At 65.1% G+C, this 17,568-nt stretch carries 17 protein-coding genes and 1 pseudogene; 9 read left to right on the top strand and 9 right to left on the bottom strand.

Features of this window, described 5'->3' with window-relative positions; translation table 11 throughout:
* Positions 1–12 precede the first annotated feature (12 nt).
* From VAR608DRAFT_RS27850 to VAR608DRAFT_RS27840, 3 genes are read left to right on the top strand one after another with little or no spacing between them, the layout of a single operon-like run.
* A complete protein-coding gene (locus tag VAR608DRAFT_RS27850) occupies positions 13–1,269 on the top strand; it encodes an FAD-dependent monooxygenase (protein WP_088957019.1) in 1,257 nt (418 codons plus the stop codon).
* Positions 1,266–2,723, top strand: a complete 1,458-nt coding sequence (locus VAR608DRAFT_RS27845) for a 4-hydroxyphenylacetate 3-hydroxylase N-terminal domain-containing protein (RefSeq protein ID WP_172843905.1) — start codon at positions 1,266–1,268, stop codon at positions 2,721–2,723. The genes VAR608DRAFT_RS27850 and VAR608DRAFT_RS27845 overlap by 4 nt, the downstream gene beginning before the upstream one ends.
* A gap of 3 nt (positions 2,724–2,726) precedes the next feature.
* Positions 2,727–3,614 (top strand): MFS transporter, encoded by an 888-nt coding sequence (locus VAR608DRAFT_RS27840; RefSeq protein WP_088957017.1) that lies wholly within the window; start codon positions 2,727–2,729, stop codon positions 3,612–3,614.
* Here the strand turns inward: VAR608DRAFT_RS27840 and VAR608DRAFT_RS27835 are convergent.
* A complete protein-coding gene (locus VAR608DRAFT_RS27835; protein ID WP_088957016.1) occupies positions 3,556–4,875 on the bottom strand; it encodes an IS1182 family transposase in 1,320 nt (439 codons plus the stop codon). The genes VAR608DRAFT_RS27840 and VAR608DRAFT_RS27835 overlap by 59 nt on opposite strands.
* Here VAR608DRAFT_RS27835 and VAR608DRAFT_RS27830 point away from each other — a divergent pair.
* Positions 4,798–5,712 carry an MFS transporter gene (locus VAR608DRAFT_RS27830; RefSeq protein ID WP_331713005.1) on the top strand — a complete coding sequence of 305 codons (915 nt, stop codon included), beginning with the start codon at positions 4,798–4,800 and terminating at the stop codon, positions 5,710–5,712. The genes VAR608DRAFT_RS27835 and VAR608DRAFT_RS27830 overlap by 78 nt on opposite strands.
* 17 nt (positions 5,713–5,729) lie before the next feature.
* Here the strand turns inward: VAR608DRAFT_RS27830 and VAR608DRAFT_RS27825 are convergent, their stop codons facing one another.
* The gene (locus VAR608DRAFT_RS27825; RefSeq protein ID WP_088957014.1) at positions 5,730–6,686 is read right to left on the bottom strand and encodes a LysR family transcriptional regulator; all 957 of its coding nucleotides are present in this window, start codon (positions 6,684–6,686) and stop codon (positions 5,730–5,732) included.
* 127 nt (positions 6,687–6,813) lie between these two features.
* Between VAR608DRAFT_RS27825 and VAR608DRAFT_RS27820 the strand changes: the two genes are divergently transcribed.
* The 3 genes from VAR608DRAFT_RS27820 to VAR608DRAFT_RS27810 are packed head-to-tail and all read left to right on the top strand — an operon-like array spanning position 6,814 to position 10,750.
* Entirely contained in the window at positions 6,814–8,148 is a 1,335-nt protein-coding gene (locus tag VAR608DRAFT_RS27820) for a DUF3100 domain-containing protein (protein WP_088957013.1), read from the top strand.
* Between the two features lie 30 nt (positions 8,149–8,178).
* On the top strand, positions 8,179–9,348 hold the full coding sequence (locus VAR608DRAFT_RS27815) for a M20 aminoacylase family protein (RefSeq protein ID WP_088957012.1): 1,170 nt from the start codon (positions 8,179–8,181) through the stop codon (positions 9,346–9,348).
* A gap of 7 nt (positions 9,349–9,355) precedes the next feature.
* Positions 9,356–10,750, top strand: coding sequence for an L-serine ammonia-lyase (locus VAR608DRAFT_RS27810; RefSeq protein ID WP_088957011.1), 1,395 nt, complete (start codon positions 9,356–9,358; stop codon positions 10,748–10,750).
* Between the two features lie 28 nt (positions 10,751–10,778).
* Here the strand turns inward: VAR608DRAFT_RS27810 and VAR608DRAFT_RS27805 are convergent.
* The 5 genes and pseudogenes from VAR608DRAFT_RS27805 to guaB form a co-directional block, all read right to left on the bottom strand.
* Positions 10,779–11,564, bottom strand: a pseudogene (locus VAR608DRAFT_RS27805) (nucleotidyl transferase AbiEii/AbiGii toxin family protein); the annotation flags it as partial.
* Positions 11,565–11,684: 120 nt separating this feature from the next.
* Positions 11,685–13,298 (bottom strand): glutamine-hydrolyzing GMP synthase, encoded by a 1,614-nt coding sequence (gene guaA / locus VAR608DRAFT_RS27800; protein WP_088957009.1) that lies wholly within the window; start codon positions 13,296–13,298, stop codon positions 11,685–11,687.
* Between the two features lie 3 nt (positions 13,299–13,301).
* Positions 13,302–13,736, bottom strand: coding sequence for a type II toxin-antitoxin system VapC family toxin (locus VAR608DRAFT_RS27795; protein ID WP_088957008.1), 435 nt, complete (start codon positions 13,734–13,736; stop codon positions 13,302–13,304).
* Positions 13,733–13,981, bottom strand: coding sequence for a type II toxin-antitoxin system Phd/YefM family antitoxin (locus VAR608DRAFT_RS27790; RefSeq protein ID WP_088957007.1), 249 nt, complete (start codon positions 13,979–13,981; stop codon positions 13,733–13,735). Before VAR608DRAFT_RS27790 ends, VAR608DRAFT_RS27795 begins: the two co-directional genes overlap by 4 nt.
* 84 nt (positions 13,982–14,065) lie before the next feature.
* Positions 14,066–15,535: an IMP dehydrogenase gene (guaB, locus tag VAR608DRAFT_RS27785; RefSeq protein ID WP_088957006.1), complete on the bottom strand. Its 1,470-nt coding sequence runs from the start codon at positions 15,533–15,535 to the stop codon at positions 14,066–14,068.
* Positions 15,536–15,707: 172 nt separating this feature from the next.
* Between guaB and VAR608DRAFT_RS27780 the strand changes: the two genes are divergently transcribed.
* The gene (locus tag VAR608DRAFT_RS27780; RefSeq protein ID WP_088957005.1) at positions 15,708–16,223 is read left to right on the top strand and encodes a DUF4124 domain-containing protein; all 516 of its coding nucleotides are present in this window, start codon (positions 15,708–15,710) and stop codon (positions 16,221–16,223) included.
* A gap of 19 nt (positions 16,224–16,242) precedes the next feature.
* Here VAR608DRAFT_RS27780 and VAR608DRAFT_RS27775 read toward each other — a convergent pair whose 3' ends face one another.
* Both VAR608DRAFT_RS27775 and VAR608DRAFT_RS27770 read right to left on the bottom strand, forming a co-directional pair.
* Positions 16,243–16,575, bottom strand: a complete 333-nt coding sequence (locus VAR608DRAFT_RS27775; RefSeq protein WP_088957004.1) for an RnfH family protein — start codon at positions 16,573–16,575, stop codon at positions 16,243–16,245.
* Positions 16,575–17,021: a type II toxin-antitoxin system RatA family toxin gene (locus VAR608DRAFT_RS27770; protein ID WP_088957003.1), complete on the bottom strand. Its 447-nt coding sequence runs from the start codon at positions 17,019–17,021 to the stop codon at positions 16,575–16,577. The genes VAR608DRAFT_RS27775 and VAR608DRAFT_RS27770 overlap by 1 nt, the downstream gene beginning before the upstream one ends.
* 62 nt (positions 17,022–17,083) lie before the next feature.
* On the opposite strand from VAR608DRAFT_RS27770, the gene smpB reads away from it, so the two are divergent.
* Positions 17,084–17,563 (top strand): SsrA-binding protein SmpB, encoded by a 480-nt coding sequence (gene smpB, locus VAR608DRAFT_RS27765; protein ID WP_088957002.1) that lies wholly within the window; start codon positions 17,084–17,086, stop codon positions 17,561–17,563.
* The last annotated feature ends 5 nt before the right edge of the window (positions 17,564–17,568 follow it).

The following is a 17,568-nucleotide window of genomic DNA, read 5'->3' as shown; positions in this document are numbered from 1 at the left end:
TAGGACGCAGCCATGAAATGCCGCATTCTCATCGTCGGCGGAGGTATTGCAGGGCTGACCCTCGCCCTGGCACTGCAAGTCCGCGGCATCAAGTCGTTCACGATCCTCGAACGATCCAAGTCGCTTCGCCAGGCTGGATCGGGGATCAACGTGCTCCCGCTGGCCAGCAAGGAATTGGCCGAACTCGGACTGCTCGATGCACTTGAGCCGCTCAGCGTACAACTTGCTCGACTGAACTACGCGACTTGGGACGGACTCCTGATCTGGAGCGAGCCGAAGGGTCGAAGCGCGGGATTCGCCTCGCCTCAGTTGTCGATCTCTCGCTCTCATCTTCACCGCACGCTCTTTCAGGCCGTCGTCGAACGTTGCGGCGAGGCGGTGTGGGTAGAAGACACGACCGTGACCGGAATCCGGCGCCGGTCGGGCGAACTGCTGGCCCTGTGCGCGGACGGCAAGGCGTTCAGCGCTGATCTGATCGTTGGTGCAGATGGAATCCGCTCCGCCGTGCGACAGGCGCTGTTTCCGGATCTGGCCCCTCTACGCGTGGTACCGACGACCGTCTACCGGGGATCGCTCTGGAGCGACGCGTTGCTCGACAACAGGACGATGTATATCGCGGGGGACGGCACGTGCAAGTTCGTGATCTATCCGATGTTTGTCAATGAACGTGAGGGACGGACCCACGTCAACTGGGCCGCATCGATCCCTGACCTCGCGCAATCCCATCATCCGCTCGGCAATTGGAATATCCCCGCTTCGCCCCGCGAGATCAGTAGGAAGTTCAAGGATTGGTCGCTCAAGGGAATACATCCCGAGCGGGCCATTTGCGCCAGCGAGGATGCCTACGCGTACCCCTTGGTGGATATCGATCCTCTTCCGACATGGTCCAACGGTGCCGACATTGCCCTCATCGGCGACGCCGCTCATGGCATGTACCCCATAGGGTCCAACGGGGCCACGCAGTCAATTGTGGACGCAGTCGCCTTGGCGCAGTACTTGGCTATCTCCGACCGCTGGTCTACCGCGCTTGCTGCGTTCGAGAAGGATCGAATGCCGACTGTTCAGGCGATCCAACGGGCCAATCGTAGAAGTGGACCGGAAGTCGTGGTCGACATCGCGGCGGATCGACGCCAGCGGAACGAGACGCCACTGGACATTGCGTTTCCCTGCGAAGAGCGCCTGGAGATCGTGCTGGAGTACGCCAACCTCACAAGCGTCACGCAAGCGATCGTTAACAAGACGTCCCCATACAAATGGATCAAGGAATGATCAGAACTGGAAGGCAGTATCTCGACGAGATCTCCGATGACCGGGTTGTTTGGCTGGGTGCGGAAAAGGTTGGATCCGTGACGCGCACAAAAGCCTTTCGGCGTGCCCTGGCGTTTGCCTCGCTCTACGATCAAGCAGCTGATGCGCAGCACAGAGACATCTTCTATGCCACGCCTGCCGATGCAGGAGTTCCACCCGAGCCCGAGTTCAAGGCATTCCGTCCATGCAGGAATAGCGAGGAACTGGCAGACAAGCATTTGCTGCATGCAGCATGGTGCGAAACAAGCTTCGGTTTCCTGGGCCGTACTCCCGACTATATTGCTGCAGGCATGTCAGGGTTCGCCGCTGCGCCCGATGCCTTTCGCTCTGAGCATTTCGACGCGCGATCAAATCTTCAATCAATGCATCGGAGGATGAGGGAGAGAAACCTCTTCATTTCCTTCACGCTGACGAACATCAAGAGAGATCGCTCGAAACCGCTATCCGAACAACCCGGGGCCGAAACGAACATCGGCGTCCGCGCTGTTCGGGAGACCGATGCCGGGATCTTCGTATCGGGAGTCAAAGGCGTCGGCACAGCGGCCATCTATTCCGACGAGATCATCGTCGGCAGCATAGAACCCCTTCATCCGAGCGACAAAGCCTACGCGTTGACGTTCTGCGTTCGGCCTGCAACGCCGGGCGTGCGCCTGATTTCGCGCACATCGTATTCGACTGCCAACGTCGAAGACGCACCACTGTCCGCAGCATTCGACGAGAACGATGCCATCCTCGTCATGAAGGATGCATTCGTTCCGTGGGAGCGCGTTTTGACCTACCGAGACACAAGAAGCACATCGGGAATCTGGTGGAGCACGCCGGCCTATGCCTGCATGGCGCATCAGGCGTCGATCCGCTTCTACAAGAAGCTCGAATTCCTTGCCGGCTTGGCCTACCTCGTTGTTCGCTCCAATGACTCGCTGTCCGTTCCTGAAGTGCGAGGGTCATTGGGAAGGCTGGTCGGATACGCTCAACTCGCGAAATCGATCGCTCTGGGAGCCGAGCGGGACCACGAAAGGCACCCTGGAGAAACCAGCTGCGTGACTCCGAATCGTCATGCGACTTATGCGCAACGGATATTCGCCGCAGAGGTCTATCCGAAATTCATCCACGAACTCCGCATGTTCTGCGGTGGCAGCCTGATCAATCTGCCTGTCTCCCTATCGGATTTCGAACTACCCGAAATCGGCGACGCATTGAAGTCCTACTGGGTCACGAGGGAGACCGATCCCATCGAGCGTGCGCGTCTGTTGAAGCTTGTCTGGGATGTCACGTCCACCGAGTTTGGAGCTCGCCACGCGCACTACGAGCAGTTCTACCAAGGGGCACCGCATGTCTATCTTGGGCAGATGACGGAAGCGGGTCGGCTTGAGGAACTCGCGCGATTCGCGAACAAGGCATTGAAGAAGGAATGACCCATGGTTGCCGACGGTACACCGATGTTCAAAAAACTGATGCTTCTCCTGGCAACCACGCAACTGCTGTTGATCGTGGACGCTTCCATCATCAACGTCATCGTCCCGACCATCGCGGGAGAGCTTCATTTTTCCGAAACCGGCCAATCGTGGATTGCCAATGCATATCTGACAGTCTTCGGAGGCGCCCTTCTCACCGCGGGACGAATCGCCGATCTTCTGGGGCGCACGCGGATCTTTCAGGCCGGCCTGCTGGTGCTCGCGATCGGGTCCTCGGTGTCAGCGCTGGCGCGGACACCAGAACTGTTGATTGCAGGACGTGCCGTCCAGGGACTCGGATCGGCCCTCTCTGCGGCGGCCGGACTGGCGCTGATTCTGGCCACGTTCGAGGGCGAGCAGCGCAACAGGGCCCTGGGATTGTTGGCGGCCATGGGCGGACTCGGCGGTGCCCTGGGTACCTTTCTGGGGGGCGGATTCACCGACTGGTTCGGCTGGCGCTCGAACTTCTGGATCAGCGTGTTGATCCCCGCGGCCCTCTGGTTGTACTCGTTCGCGGTGTTCTCGAAGTTCGACCGCAGCGCAAGTCGCGGACAGGTCGACGGGCTGGGCGGCTTGGTGCTGATCGGAGGCCAGACGCTGCTCGCATTGGGCATCGTTCGCCTAGGAGTGTGGGCGGCAGAAGTCCGCCGCCCTGATGATCGCGACCGAGAGCGACCTTGGCGAGTCCGATTTTTTGACGAAGCGCGCCGACGCCGCGTCGATGGACCTCATGTGTGCAGTGCGCGCCCGCTGGCGCAACCTGTTCGGATCAGTTCTGCGCATCTCGCTACCCTTATGCCGTGCTCAGGGTGGCCATGCGCCGCAGATTCAGCGCCAGGCACACGAGTTTGAACTCGGCTTGCACTCGCTGCAGGCCGCGCAGGCTGAACTGGCGCAACCCCAGCACGCTCTTGATCCAGCCGTTGGGTGGCTCAGCGATCCACTTGCGCTTGCGGTACGCCGCCTGGCCTTCCTCGGTCTGTAGCTTGGCGGCCATCGCTGCCGTGCGCGGCATCGCCGCTGCATCGATTTCGGCGCAGCGCTTGCCTTCCCGCCCCATGGCCACGACCAGATCGGTTGGCGAGTCGGCGAGGGCTTCGAAGTTGCTCTCGCTGCGATAGCCCGCGTCCGCCAGCGCCTGCTCGGGCACCATGCCGGTGTTGTCCTTCACCGCCTTGAGCATCGGCACGAGTTGGCCCACGTCGGCGGCGTTGTTGCCCAACTCGGCCGCCACGATGATGTGCGCTGCGCCGTCCACCGCCGTCTGGGCGTTGTAGCTGGCGTCGAAGCCGCCGCCGGCGCGCTTCATGATGCGGCTGTCGGGGTCAGTGAAGTTGTCTTGTGCCTTGGGCTCGGGCACGCCGAACTCGCGCTTGTAGCGCCCGCCCTTGGGGTTGCCGCCATCGTCGCGCGGGCGTCGGTCGTCGTCGTCGCTGCGCCCGCGCGCGATGTCGGCTTCACGCTGTCGCTGCTCCAGTCGCTGGCGCGCCTCGGTGATGGCCTTCAGACGGTCCTCGCGCCGCTCTATCTCTGCCGGGATGTCAACTTCAGGCTCGTCGGCTTCGGCCGCATCGGCCGTCTTTGCCCGCTCCAGCAGCGCATTGATCTGCGCCTTGAGTTCGATTTCGGCCTGCTGCATGCGCTCGTAGCTCATCGCCTTGTGGCGGCTGGCATTGGCCTTGATCTTGGTGCCGTCGATGGCCACCGTGCCCAGCTTGACCAGCCCCATCTCCTGGGCCAGCTTGACCACCTGCACGAACAGATCGCTCAGCTCCTTGAGGTGCAGCGCGCGGAAGTCGCGGATCGTGCGGTGCTTGGGGAAATTGCCTGCGCCCAGCATCCGAAAGGCCAGATCCTCATGCAGGCGCCGCTCCATCTTGCGCGAGCTGAACACGCCAGTGGCGTAGCCGTAGATCAGAACCTTGACCATCATCGCCGGGTGAAACGGCTGGTTGCGCGAGCCGCCACCGTCGTAGCGCGCGTAAAACGCCTTCAGGTCCAAGGCATCGACCGTGTCGCCGATGAAGTACGCCAGATGCCCCTTGGGCAGCCAGTCCTGCAGCGATGCCGGCAGCAACATCTCTTGCTCGGGTTCGTAGGGGCGGTAGCTCATCTTCGCTCAACGTCCCTCGCGCCTCGATGGTTCTCAGGGACTACCCTTCTGCCGCCCACACTCCTAGGCGAAGCCGGCATCAGTGACCGGACGGTCTGGCTCTCCATGACGGTCGGGCTCGTGCTCCTGGGTGGATTCCTGCTGAGGCAATTCAGGATCGCCCATGCCTTGATCCCGCCATCAAGCTGGAAGAACCGTCGCTTGACGGAGGCGCTTCTCTATTCCGGCGCCGGGCAGTTCGTGATCTTTCCGATGTTCTTCGTCGCGAATCTCTATCTTCAGTCCGTCCTGGAATTCAGCCCGCTCGCATCCGGCTCGGCCTTCCTTCCCCTCTGCGGCATCGTGATCCTGGTCGCAACGAACGCGGGGCGCTGGCTGCGATACGGGCCCCACGAGGCCCTGATGGCAGGATTCGTGCTGGTTGCCCTGGGCATGGCCTGGCTTTCGCTCGCGGACATGCAAAGCGTCTTCTGGCGCGACATTCTCGGACCGACCTTGCTCGTTGGCGCAGGCCTGCCGATGATCGCGATCACGACCAACCTGCTTGGTGCTCAAAGTGCCGAGCCCGGCGACGAGGGACTGACTTCGGGCTTGCTCAACACCGTCCAGCAGTTCGGCGCCGTCATCGGACTGTCGGCAATGATCTCCACCGCGAGCTTCTATGCCTCTCATCTCGCGGGCCCTGGAAGGATGCCGGCCGCCGCGGAGCTGCTCGGCGGCTACAGCATGTCGTTCCTGCTTGGCGCTGCGGTTGCGGCGATCGCGACCATCTGCCTGCTGATCAGGTTGATGCTGATACGGGGTGGAAAGGATCGCGAGCCGATGCCGGATGGCTGAGCAACAGGCACCCCCTTTCAGCGCCGTCCCGCCTCGGGCTGCTTCGGCCCGCGCGTAAAGGAATCCCCTCCAGCCCCCGTATCGCTGACGATCTGCCGCAACAGTTCCATCGCCGCCGGCGACAGCACCCGCCCGTGCCGTGAAATCACGTGCGTGCGTCCCTGGTGCAGCAGCGGGTTCTTCATCGGCAGCGCGCTGATGTCGGACGTGTCCAGATGCGCCGGCAACGACAGGCGCGTCGACAGCGCGTAGCCCAGCCCCGCCGCCACGAAGTGCCCCAGCGCGCTGAACGAACTGGTGGTGAGCAGCGCGTTCAGGCGCACGCCCTCGCTGATCTCGGCCGCCTCGATGTGCTGGCGCACGCCGAAACTGCGATGCAGCGTCGCGCCGGGGTAGGCCTGCAGGTCCGCCAGCTTGAGCGGCCGGCCGAGCCGCGTGAGCGGATGCGTGGCCAGCACCAGCGTCTGGATCGGCTGTGGATGCGAATGGTGCGAGCGCAGCCGCTCGTCCTTGGGCGGCTGGAACAGCATGCCGATGTGTGCGCGCTCATCGACGATGCGCTTGACGATCTCGTCGCTGCTGCCCACATCCAGCGCGATCGTGATCCTGGGATGAGACTGCATGAAGGTGCGCAGGCTGTTGCGCATCAGCCAGTCGACGAAGCCTTCGCCGGCCACGATGTCGATGTGGCCGCGCTCGATCTTGCGGATGCTGTCGAACTGGGCCAGCAGATGCTGCTTCTGGCTCTGCTGGCGGCGCAGGTAGCTGGCGAGCAGATCGCCCGCATCGGTGGGCGCCACGCCCCGGCCGCGCCGCTCGAAAAGGCGCGTGCCGCATTCCGTCTCCAGCAGCGCGACCGCCCGGCTGACCGCCGACGGGTCCATGCCGAGCACCTCCGCCGCGCCGCGCACGGAGGCGCTTTCCAGCACCTGCATGAAGTAGCGAAGGCGGCGGGTTTCCAGCTTGTCGTCCATGGCGCGTGTCTCCAAGCGTTGCATTTATTGCAACAAAGATCCTGAGATTCTGTCATTGATGCACGAAGGCCTTTCTTTCAGACTTGGCCCGCCCGCACCGGGTGTCTCACAGAAGGTCCGCTCCCCCATGACTTCCGCCGTTTCCGCCACGCTCGCGCCCGAATCGCTGGATGAGTCCAGCACGGGCAAATTCAAGCTCGTTGTCGTTTCGCTGATCGTCGTGGCGATCGCCGAGCTGATCGGGTCCACGCAGTTCAAGCTCGGGCCCGGCAAGGTGGTGCTGTTGCCGATGCTGTGGGCACTGCTCATCGCCGCCGCCTGGGGCATCGCCGCTCGGCGCGTGCCTTCGGTGGCGCGGGTGCCGACAGGCCTGCAGGCCTACGCGGGTGGGCTGCTCAATGCCGGTCTTCTTCTGTTCATGGTCAAGCTCGGCCTCACGGTGGGCGCCGCGCTGCCGCAGGTCCGCCAGGCCGGCTGGGCGCTGGTGTTCCAGGAATTCGGCCATGCGTTCGGCACGCTGGCGCTGGGCTTGCCGCTCGCCCTGCTGCTCGGCATCAAGCGCGAGGCCGTGGGCGCAACCTTCTCGGTGGGCCGCGAAGGCAACCTCGTGATCATCGGCGAGAAGTACGGCATGGCCTCGCCCGAAGGCCGCGGCGTGCTGGCCGAGTACATCACGGGCACGGTGCTGGGCGCGCTGTTCATCGCGGTGCTCGCCGGCTTCATCACCAGCATGCACATCTTCGACCCGCGCTCGCTCGCGATGGGCGCCGGCGTCGGCTCCGGCAGCCTGATGGCCGCGGCCATCGGCGCCATCGGCGCGCAGCAGCCGGCGCAGATGCTGCCGCAGCTCACGGCGATCGCTGCCGCGTCCAACCTGCCGACCACGGTGGTCGGCTTCTACTTCACGCTGTTCCTGTCGCTGCCGCTCTGCTCGTGGCTCTACGGCAAGCTGGAGCCGGTGCTCGGCCGCTTCTCGAAGCGCCAGCCGGCCGAGACCGCGGCACTGGCCGGTGCCGGTGTGAGCGCGCCGGAGCTCTCGTTCTTCGACAAGCTGGTTGCCTGGAGCGTCATCACCGGCGGCGTGATGATCGGCAACCTGCTCTCGTACAAGGTGCCGCTGTGGCAATCGCTCGTCGGCATGCTCGCGATCATCGCCATCGTGCTGCTGGTCGACACCGCCAAGCGCTTGATCCCGAAGATGCCGATGGTGCTGGTGCTGTCGCTGGTGGCGACTGTCGTCGGCATTCCCGGCTTGCTGCCCTTCTCGGACGCGCTGATCGCGACGACGGCCAAGCTGAATTTCCTCGCATTCACGACCCCGGTGCTGGCGCTGGCAGGCTTCTCGGTCGCCAAGGACCTGCCGATCTTCCGCCAACTGGGCTGGCGCATCGTGGTGGTGTCGCTGACCGCCACAGCCGGCACCTTCCTCGGCGCCACGCTGATCGCCGAGTTCTTCCACTGACCCCTCCCCCACCGACCGAACGGACTGCCCATGTACCGCGAACCCGAAATCGCCGAAGACACCCGCGCCCGGATGCTGGCGTGGCGCCGCGACATCCACGCCAACCCCGAGACCGCCTTCGAGGAACACCGCACCGCCAACCTCGTCGCCAACGCGCTGATGCTGATGGACATCCCGGTCAATCGCGGACTGGCCGGCACCGGCGTGGTCGGCACCCTGCGCAACGGCGACGGTCCGAGCATCGCGCTGCGCGCCGATCTCGATGCGCTCAACATGACCGAGCTGGGCGACCGCGCGCACAAGTCCATCTGCGTCGGCAAGATGCACGGCTGCGGGCACGACGGCCACACCGCGATGCTGCTCGGCGCGGCGCACCATCTCGCGCGGCACAAGCCGTTCCGCGGCACGGTGCACTTCGTCTTCCAGCCGGCGGAAGAAAACGAAGGCGGCGGCCGCAGGATGGTCGAGGACGGCCTGTTCGACCAGTTTCCGGCCGACGCGGTGTACGGCATGCACAACTTCCCCGGCATGCCGCGCGGCCGCTTCGGCATCCGCACCGGCACCATGACGGCGTACCTCGACACCTTCGAGATCGTGATCACCGGCAAGGGCTGCCATGGCGCGATGCCCGAAACCGGCATCGACCCCGTGATGATCTCGGCGCAGCTCATCAACGCGCTGCAGACGATCGTGAGCCGCCGCATCGGCGCGACCGACTCGGCGGTGGTCAGCGTGACGCAGATCCACGGCGGTGACACCTGGAACGTGGTGCCCGAATCCGTGCTGCTGCGCGGCACCGCGCGCACGCTCGATGCCAGGATCCAGGACAAGCTCGAAGCCGCGATGAACCAGATCTGCGCCGGCATGGCGCAGACGCACGGCGCGAGCGTGGCGCTCAACTACATGCGCGGCTATCCGGGCGTGGTCAACACGCCGGCAGAAACCTCCGCCGCCGCGCGCGCTGCCGCGAGCCTCGTGGGCGAAGCGCAGGTCGACACCGACATCAAGCCCGCGATGGGCTCGGAGGACTTCGCCTTCATGCTGCAGAAGCGGCCCGGCGCCTACATCGGCATCGGCGCCGGCGAAGGGCCGAACGATCCGCCGGTGCACAACCCGTACTACGACTTCAACGACAACATCCTTCCGCTCGGCGCGGCCTACTGGGTGGCACTGGTCAAGCAGCAGCTTCCCGTTGCATAGTGCGTCGATGCTGTCCGTCTTCGACATCTTCAAGATCGGCATCGGGCCGTCGAGCTCGCACACGGTCGGTCCGATGCGCGGCGCACGCATGTTCGCGGATGCGCTGGAGCACGATGGACTGCTTTCGCGCACGGCCCATGTGCATGTGACGCTTTATGGCTCGCTCGGGGCGACGGGGCACGGTCATGCGACCGATGTGGGTGTCATCCTCGGCCTGCTCGGCGAGGCCCCGGACACGGTCGATCCGGGAACGGTGCAGCCGCGCATCCAGGACCTCCGGCGCTGCGGCGAACTGCGGCTGCTGGGTCGGCACCCGATCGCCTTCCAGCCGCTGCGCGACATCGAATTCGCCGGGCAGGAATCACTGAGCGAGCACCCCAATGGCATGCGCCTGACCGCCCACGCGGCGGACGGCACGCTGCTGGCCGATCGCTGCTACTTCTCGGTCGGCGGCGGCTTCGTCATTGAACGCGGCGCTTCGAGCCATGCGGCGGGCGACGTCCGGACCACGGCTTGGCCCTATCCATTCCGGACCGGCGACGAACTGATGGCGCAGGCGCGCGCTCACGGGCTTTCAGTCGCGCAGTTGATGCTTGCCAACGAAAGCACCTGGCGTGCACCGGCCGAGGTACGCGCCGGCGTGCTGCGCATCTGGCAGGTGATGCAGCAATGCGTGCAGCGAGGTCTCGGCATCGACAATCCATCTGCGAGTGAGCATCTCCCCGGCAGCTTGCACATTCGCCGCCGTGCGCCGCAGCTCCATCGCGAACTGCTTGCGCGCGACGGCGGCGCGCAAGGCTCCGACCCGTTGGCCGCGATGGACTGGGTCAACGCCTTCGCGATGGCCGCCAACGAGGAGAACGCCGCAGGCGGCCGCGTCGTCACGGCGCCAACCAACGGCGCCGCGGGCGTCGTGCCTGCGGTGCTGCACTACTACGCAAAGTTCTGCCGCGGCGCATCCGATGAGGGCATCGTCGACTTCCTGCTCACTGCGGCGGCGATCGGGATGCTCTACAAGGCCAATGCCTCGATCTCGGGCGCCGAGGTCGGCTGCCAGGGCGAAGTCGGCGTCGCCTGCTCGATGGCCGCGGGTGCCTTGGCCGCAGCGCTCGGCGGCACGCCCGCGCAGGTCGAGAACGCGGCCGAGATCGGCATGGAACACAACCTCGGCCTGACCTGCGATCCGGTCGGCGGACTGGTGCAGATCCCCTGCATCGAGCGCAACGCCATGGGCGCCGTCAAGGCCATCAATGCCGCCCGCATGGCGCTGCGCGGGGACGGCAGCCACTACGTCTCGCTCGACGCGGTGATCCGCACGATGATGCAGACCGGCGAGGACATGAAGTCGAAGTACAAGGAGACTTCGCTCGGCGGGCTGGCGGTCAATGTGGTGGAGTGCTGAGCGCCCACTCGATCACCGTCCTCCATCATCACGAACCAACGATCCGCGCCAGTGCCTCCTCCAACTGGCTGCGATCCGCGATGCGCTTGGCAGCAGCGCGCTGCGCCAGGTTGTGCAGCTTGCGCCGTACGGCCGGCAACTCGGCCGCATGAGGAAGCCCGATCAAACCGAAGTCCGGCTGCTCGCCCTCCACGGACCGGAGAAAGGCACACGACGGCCCGTCCAGCCAGGTCGCCACGCGCGCCAGCAGGCGTTCACGGCTTTCCAGCAGGGCTTCCGTGCTGATGGGTTCGGTCGTCATGCCTTTGAAGTGTGCATCGAAGGTCGCGGCAAAGTCCGCGGGCACGCGAGGCGCCAGCATCTCCCAGGCGGGCTTTGGGCTGCAGGTCAGGTACACCAGAAAAGTCCGCCAGAGCAACTGATCCGCTCGCTCGTCCTCCAGCAAGAGGCCGATATCGAAGAGGTCGCGCGGATGCTGCCGCGATAGCGCCGCGGCCAGCTTGCCGGCATAGAGGTCGGCGAAGTCCAGCACCTGCATCGAGGCAAAACCGAACGCCTCCTCCACCCTCGAACGGACAACCATGCTGCGCACCGGATGCACCGTGCCGCGCATGACCGGGGTCGTCTCGATCTGCACGCGGGCGCGGCCACGGCTGGTCACCAGCCGCGTGGCCGCCCTCGCCCCCTCGCCTGCCGACAACTGCACCTGCAGTTGCAGAGGGCGGGCGCGCAGCGCATCGCCCAGTCGCGCGAGCGCCTCCGCGATCAGCGCCGCATCCTCGGCAAAGTCATGCACTGGCAGCCAGGCCAGATCGGGGTTTAATCAAGCGAAGAAACGATCACCCAGAGTGATCTTTTTGCAACAGGGATAAACCACTCGCCGCTCACCGGCCGGCGGTCTGTCCGAAGCAGGATTGAACCAGCTTTCCCGATCTCACTCCCACTCGATCGTCGCCGGCGGCTTGCTGCTCACGTCGTAGGTCACGCGGTTGATGCCGCGCACCTCGTTGATGATGCGGCCCGAGACCTTCTTCAGCAGCGCGTACGGCAGCTCGGCCCAGTCCGCCGTCATGAAGTCGCTGGTCTGCACCGCGCGCAGCGCAACGACGTAGTCGTAGGTGCGGCCGTCGCCCATCACGCCTACGCTCTTGACCGGCAGGAAGACGGTGAAGGCCTGGCTCGTGAGGTCGTACCAGCTCTTGCCGCTCTCCTTGTCGACGCAGTTGCGCAGTTCCTCGATGAAGATCGCGTCGGCGCGGCGCAGCAGATCGGCGTATTCCTTCTTGACCTCGCCGAGGATCCGCACGCCCAGGCCCGGGCCGGGGAACGGATGGCGATAGACCATCTCGGGCGGCAAGCCGAGCGCAACGCCGAGTTCGCGCACCTCGTCCTTGAACAGGTCGCGCAACGGCTCCAGCAGCTTGAGGCCCAGCTGCTCGGGCAGGCCGCCGACGTTGTGGTGGCTCTTGATCGTGACCGCCTTCTTGCTCTTGGCGCCACCGGACTCGATCACGTCCGGATAGATCGTGCCCTGCGCCAGCCACTTCGCACCCTTCGCGCCCTGGCTCGTGAGCTTGGCCGCTTCCTGCTTGAAGACGGTGACGAACTCGCTGCCGATGATCTTGCGCTTGGCTTCGGGATCGCTCACGCCGGCCAGCTTGCCGAGGAACAGCTCGCTCGCGTCGACGCGGATCGCCTTCGCATGCAACTGGCCGACGAACATGTCCATCACCATGTCGCCCTCGTTGAGCCTGAGCAGCCCGTGGTCGACGAACACGCAGGTGAGCTGGTCGCCGATCGCGCGGTGGATCAGCGCCGCAGCGACCGACGAATCGACGCCGCCCGACAGGCCCAGGATGACTTCCTCGTCGCCCACCTGCTGGCGGATCGCCTCGACGGCCTCGGCGATGTGGTCGCGCATGATCCAGTCGGGCTTCGCACTGCAGATGCCGAGCACGAAGCGCTCGAGGATCGCCTTGCCCTGCTGCGTGTGCGTGACTTCCGGATGGAACTGCACCGCGTAGAAGCGCCGGGCCTCATCGGCCATGCCGGCGATCGGGCAGCTCTCGGTCGACGCCATCAGCTTGAAGCCCGGCGGCAGTTCGGTGACCTTGTCGCCGTGGCTCATCCAGACGTTGAGCATGCCGTGGCCTTCGTCGGTCGTGAAGTCGGCGATGTCGCGCAACAGCTCGGTGTGGCCGCGCGCACGCACGGCTGCAAAGCCGAATTCGCGCTTGTGGCCGCTCTCGACCTTGCCGCCGAGCTGGTGCGCCATGGTCTGCATGCCATAGCAGATGCCCAGCACCGGCACGCCGAGATCGAACACCGCCTGCGGCGCCTTGTCGGTGCTTTCCTCGTAGACGCTGGCGTGGCTGCCCGACAGGATGACGCCCTTGAGATGGCCGTCCTTCGCATAGTCGCGAATCCAGTCGTCGGTGACGTCGCAGGGATGGACTTCGCTGAGTACGTGCGCCTCGCGCACGCGGCGCGCGATCAGTTGCGTGACCTGCGAGCCGAAGTCGAGGATGAGGATCTTGTCGTGTTGCATGGGTCAGAGCGTGGAGAGATCGAGAAGGCGGATGCCGGACTGGGTCGCGGCGTCGGCCAGCTTCCTGTCGAAAGTGGCCAGGGGAAGATTGAGCGACCGAGCGAGCCAAAGGTAGCCCGCGTCATAGGAGGAAAGCCCGCTGTCCATCGCGATGGCGAGCGATGCCTTGTGCTGCGGCGGCGCCATTTCGTGGAGCTCGACACGATGCCGCACCGCCTCCAGCACCGACCACAGGCCCTCGACGGCGGCTTGCGGAATCCGGCCGCGCCGCACGCCGTTGGCGATGATGTTGGCGCATTCCCACTGCCAGAGGTTCGGCGCCTGCGGCTCGACCTCGTCGCGCCGCATCAGGGCGTAGAGGCGGCGGGTATGTTCGTTCGCTTCGTCGGGCAGCAGCCAGGCGGCCGTCACCGAAGCGTCGAGGACGAAGGCGGTCATCCCTGGCGGCCTTCGTCGCGGAGTTCACGCACCGACGGGCCGGGCCGGATCATCGCGTGCAAGGCGTCGATCTGGCTCAGCTCGCGCTGGATCTGCTCGTCGGTGATCACAGGCTTGCGACGCACCGGGAGGATGCGCGCCACTTCCTTGCCGTGACGGGTGATGCGGACTTCCTCGCCCTTTTCGACCGTCTCGATCAGGGCCGAGAAGTTGTTCTTCGCCTCGTAGATGCCGGTGTACTGCATGAGTCTGACCAGATTTGGAAAGTCTGGCCATTATACGAATTCCGGCCAGAATTCAAAGTCTGGCCAGAACGCGCCCTCAAGCGATCACTCGGCGCGGTAGTTCGGCGCTTCCTTCGTGATCTGCACGTCGTGCACGTGGCTCTCGCGGATGCCGGCGGCGGTGATCTCGACGAACTCGGCCTTGTTCTTCATGTCCTCGATCGTCGGGCAGCCGCAGTAGCCCATGCTGGCGCGCAAGCCGCCGGCCATCTGGTAGACGATCGACACCATCGAACCCTTGTAGGGCACGCGGCCTTCGATGCCTTCGGGCACCAGCTTGTCGGCGTTCGGGTTGCCGGTGCTGGATTCCTGGAAGTAGCGGTCGGCGCTGCCCTGCTGCATCGCGCCGATGGAGCCCATGCCCCGGTAGCTCTTGTAGCTGCGGCCCTGGAACAGCACGATCTCGCCGGGCGCCTCTTCGGTGCCGGCGAACATGCCGCCCATCATGACCGTGCTCGCGCCGGCCGCGATGGCCTTGGCGATGTCGCCCGAATAGCGGATGCCGCCATCGGCGATCAGCGGCACGTCGGTGCCCTGCAGCGCGGTCGCGACGTTGTCGATCGCCATGATCTGCGGCACGCCCACGCCGGCCACGATGCGCGTGGTGCAGATGGAGCCGGGGCCGATCCCGACCTTCACCGCGTCGGCGCCGGCGTCGGCCAGCGCACGCGCCGCATCGCCGGTGGCGATGTTGCCGCCGATCACGTCGACCTTCGGATAGTTCTTCTTGACCCAGCGCACGCGCTCGATCACGCCGGCACTGTGGCCGTGCGCCGTGTCGACCACGAGCGCATCGACACCGGCCTTGACCAGCGCCTCGACGCGCTCCTCGGTGCCCTCGCCGACGCCGACCGCGGCGCCCACGCGCAGGCGGCCGCTGGCGTCGCGCGCCGCGTTCGGGAAGCTGGTCTGCTTGGTGATGTCCTTGACGGTGATCAGGCCCTTGAGCTCCCAGGCGTCGTTGATGACCAGGAGCCGCTCGAGCTTGTGCTTGTTGAGCAATGCCTTCGCGTCGGCCAGCGTGGTGCCGTCCGGCACGGTGATGAGCCGGTCGCGCGGCGTCATGATCTCGCTCACCGGCGCGTCGTAGCGGCTTTCGAACCGGAGGTCGCGGCCGGTCACGATGCCGACCACCTTGCCGGCGTCGCACACCGGGAAGCCCGAGATGCCGAGTTGTTCCGACAGCGCGATCACCTGCCGCACGCTGTGGGCCGGCGTGATGACGACCGGGTCGCGCAGCACGCCGGACTCGTAGCGCTTGACCTTGGCCACCTGTGCAGCCTGCTCGGCCGGCGTGAAGTTCTTGTGGATGATGCCGATGCCACCTTCCTGCGCCATCGCGATCGCGAGGCGGGCCTCGGTCACGGTGTCCATGGCGGCCGAGACCAGGGGCAGGTTCAGGGTGATGTTTCGGGAGAGGCGGGTGGCGAGGGAGGTGTCCTTCGGGAGGACCTGGGAATACGCTGGCACCAGCAACACGTCGTCGAAGGTGAGCGCTTTGCCGAGAAGGCGCATGGGTGAAGCTCCAAAAGACGGATTGTAACGATGGCCCGCGGCCACCCGGCAGCGTGGGGGATTGCGGCTTCTCCCATGCAAGGGCCGAAAAGTGAGCCTCTTTGCGCGTCCTGCGTTGCGAAAATGCCAGAACTCCGGTTGCAAAACGTAAGGCAAGGCTAAACTGCCGACCATGAAACTCGCGCATCTCCTCGTCATTGGGTCGGTGTTCCTGCTGCCGCTGGGCGCGCAGGCGCAGTGGCAATGGATCGACAAGGACAACAAGAAGGTCTTCAGCGATCAGCCGCCTCCGATCGATATCCCCGAGAAGAACATCCTGCGCCGGCCCAGCACGGCCAAGCGCCTGAACTTCAGCACGCCGGCGCCCGAGGGCGCCGCAAAGGACGCGCCGGCTTCGCCCGCCCCCACGACAGCCGCGGCCAAGCCGTCCGGCGTCGACAAGGAACTCGAGGAAAAGGCCCGCAAGGCCGAGGAAGCCGAAAAGGCCAAGCAGGCCGCCGAAGCGCAGAAGGCCGCCCAGGCCAAGGCGGACAACTGCAAGCGCGCCCGCGAAGGCAAGGCCACGATGGACAGCGGGATCCGCCTGGCGCGCGTCAACGCCCAGGGCGAGCGCGAGATCATGGACGACGACACACGTGCCGCCGAGCAGAAGCGCCTTCAGACCCTGATCGATTCGGACTGCAAGTAAGCCGCCCTGCGGCGACCACTCAATACCCCGCCTTGCCGCCTTTGCGGCGACGTGCGAACAGCCCGGTCCCACGGGCTCCCTGCTGCTTGAAGCGCTCGCGCCGCGCCACCTTGGGGTCGACGGCGAGCGGGCGGCAGAGTTCGACGCGATCGAGATCGGCGAGCGCCTGGGTCCATTCGACCGCCCGCCCCCAGATGCCCGGCGCGGCCGCCTGCCAATCGAAGGCCGGATGGGCCGCGGCAAGCCCGCTCGCCAGGACCGCATCGCGCACGGTTGCGCCTTCGGGCAGGCTCAGGATCTCTTCGAACACTTCCCGCGGCGCGGGCGAGCACACCAGTGTCACTCGCAACATCAGGCAGTGTCGTAGATGTGCTCGGCGCGTTTCACGAAGGCTTCGACCAGGTTGGAGGCGATCTTGTCGAACACCGGGCCGACCAGCGTCTGCAGCGCGATGCTGTTGAAGCCGTAGCTCAGGTTGAGTTCGACGCGGCAGGCGCGCTCGCCGTTCTCTCCGACCGGCGTGAACTTCCAGACCCCTTCGAGGTTCGAGAACGGCCCGTCGACGAGCTTCAGATGCACCTCGCGACCCGGCACATGGGTGTTGCGCGTGGTGAAGCTCTGGTGGAAGCCGCTGAAGGCCAGGCCGACTTCGGCCGTCATGCCGAAGTCGTCCTGCTCGATCACCTTGGAGCGGTCGCACCACGGGAGAAACTCGGGATACTTGGCCACGTCGGTGACCAGGGCGTACATCTCATCGGCGCTGTACCAGATGAGGATGGACTTGTGGACTGTTTTCATAGAATGGGCACAGCGTGCGCGACGGATTGTATTGAAGCCATGCCGACCTCACTTGATTCCTCATGGCCACAAAGAAAAAGCAGGACCCCTCTTCCCGGATCGCGGACAACAAGAAAGCCGCGTACAACTATTTCTTCGAGGAGCGCTTCGAGGCCGGCATGGTGCTCGAAGGCTGGGAGGTCAAGTCGCTGCGTGAAGGCAAGGTGCAGCTGACCGACGGCTACGTCGTGATCCGCGAGGGCGAACTCTTCGTCATCGGCTGCCAGATCAATCCGCTGCGCTCGGCATCGACCCACATCCATCCCGATTCGGTGCGCACCAAGAAATTGCTTTTGCACAAGGACCAGATCCGCCGGCTCATCGGCAAGGTCGAGCAGAAGGGCTACACGCTCATTCCGATCAACCTTCACTGGAAGGCCGGCAAGGTCAAATGCGAGATCGCGCTGGCGAAGGGCAAGGCCGAGCACGACAAGCGCGACACCATCAAGGATCGCGAAGGCAAGCGTGAAGTCGAACGGGCCATGAAGAACCGAACCCGCTGAGGAAC

This window comes from Variovorax sp. HW608 (genome assembly GCF_900090195.1).
Lineage (GTDB): Bacteria > Pseudomonadota > Gammaproteobacteria > Burkholderiales > Burkholderiaceae_C > Variovorax.
The sequence above is the reverse complement of the archived record's forward strand: the minus strand, read 5'-3'. Positions and strand labels throughout refer to the sequence as shown.

Bases quoted from the DNA above. Each gene is read 5' to 3' on its own strand.
- VAR608DRAFT_RS27840 (WP_088957017.1), top strand. From the start codon at position 2,727: ATGGTTGCCGACGGTACACCGATGTTCAAAAAACTGATGCTTCTCCTG.
- VAR608DRAFT_RS27820 (WP_088957013.1), top strand. From the start codon at position 6,814: ATGACTTCCGCCGTTTCCGCCACGCTCGCGCCCGAATCGCTGGATGAG.
- guaA (WP_088957009.1), bottom strand. From the start codon at position 13,298: ATGCAACACGACAAGATCCTCATCCTCGACTTCGGCTCGCAGGTCACG.
- guaB (WP_088957006.1), bottom strand. From the start codon at position 15,535: ATGCGCCTTCTCGGCAAAGCGCTCACCTTCGACGACGTGTTGCTGGTG.
- VAR608DRAFT_RS27845 (WP_172843905.1), top strand. From the start codon at position 1,266: ATGATCAGAACTGGAAGGCAGTATCTCGACGAGATCTCCGATGACCGG.
- VAR608DRAFT_RS27795 (WP_088957008.1), bottom strand. From the start codon at position 13,736: ATGACCGCCTTCGTCCTCGACGCTTCGGTGACGGCCGCCTGGCTGCTG.
- VAR608DRAFT_RS27815 (WP_088957012.1), top strand. From the start codon at position 8,179: ATGTACCGCGAACCCGAAATCGCCGAAGACACCCGCGCCCGGATGCTG.
- VAR608DRAFT_RS27790 (WP_088957007.1), bottom strand. From the start codon at position 13,981: ATGCAGTACACCGGCATCTACGAGGCGAAGAACAACTTCTCGGCCCTG.
- smpB (WP_088957002.1), top strand. From the start codon at position 17,084: ATGGCCACAAAGAAAAAGCAGGACCCCTCTTCCCGGATCGCGGACAAC.
- VAR608DRAFT_RS27835 (WP_088957016.1), bottom strand. From the start codon at position 4,875: ATGAGCTACCGCCCCTACGAACCCGAGCAAGAGATGTTGCTGCCGGCA.
- VAR608DRAFT_RS27770 (WP_088957003.1), bottom strand. From the start codon at position 17,021: ATGAAAACAGTCCACAAGTCCATCCTCATCTGGTACAGCGCCGATGAG.
- VAR608DRAFT_RS27830 (WP_331713005.1), top strand. From the start codon at position 4,798: ATGCCCCTTGGGCAGCCAGTCCTGCAGCGATGCCGGCAGCAACATCTC.
- VAR608DRAFT_RS27825 (WP_088957014.1), bottom strand. From the start codon at position 6,686: ATGGACGACAAGCTGGAAACCCGCCGCCTTCGCTACTTCATGCAGGTG.
- VAR608DRAFT_RS27775 (WP_088957004.1), bottom strand. From the start codon at position 16,575: ATGTTGCGAGTGACACTGGTGTGCTCGCCCGCGCCGCGGGAAGTGTTC.
- VAR608DRAFT_RS27810 (WP_088957011.1), top strand. From the start codon at position 9,356: ATGCTGTCCGTCTTCGACATCTTCAAGATCGGCATCGGGCCGTCGAGC.
- VAR608DRAFT_RS27850 (WP_088957019.1), top strand. From the start codon at position 13: ATGAAATGCCGCATTCTCATCGTCGGCGGAGGTATTGCAGGGCTGACC.
- VAR608DRAFT_RS27780 (WP_088957005.1), top strand. From the start codon at position 15,708: ATGAAACTCGCGCATCTCCTCGTCATTGGGTCGGTGTTCCTGCTGCCG.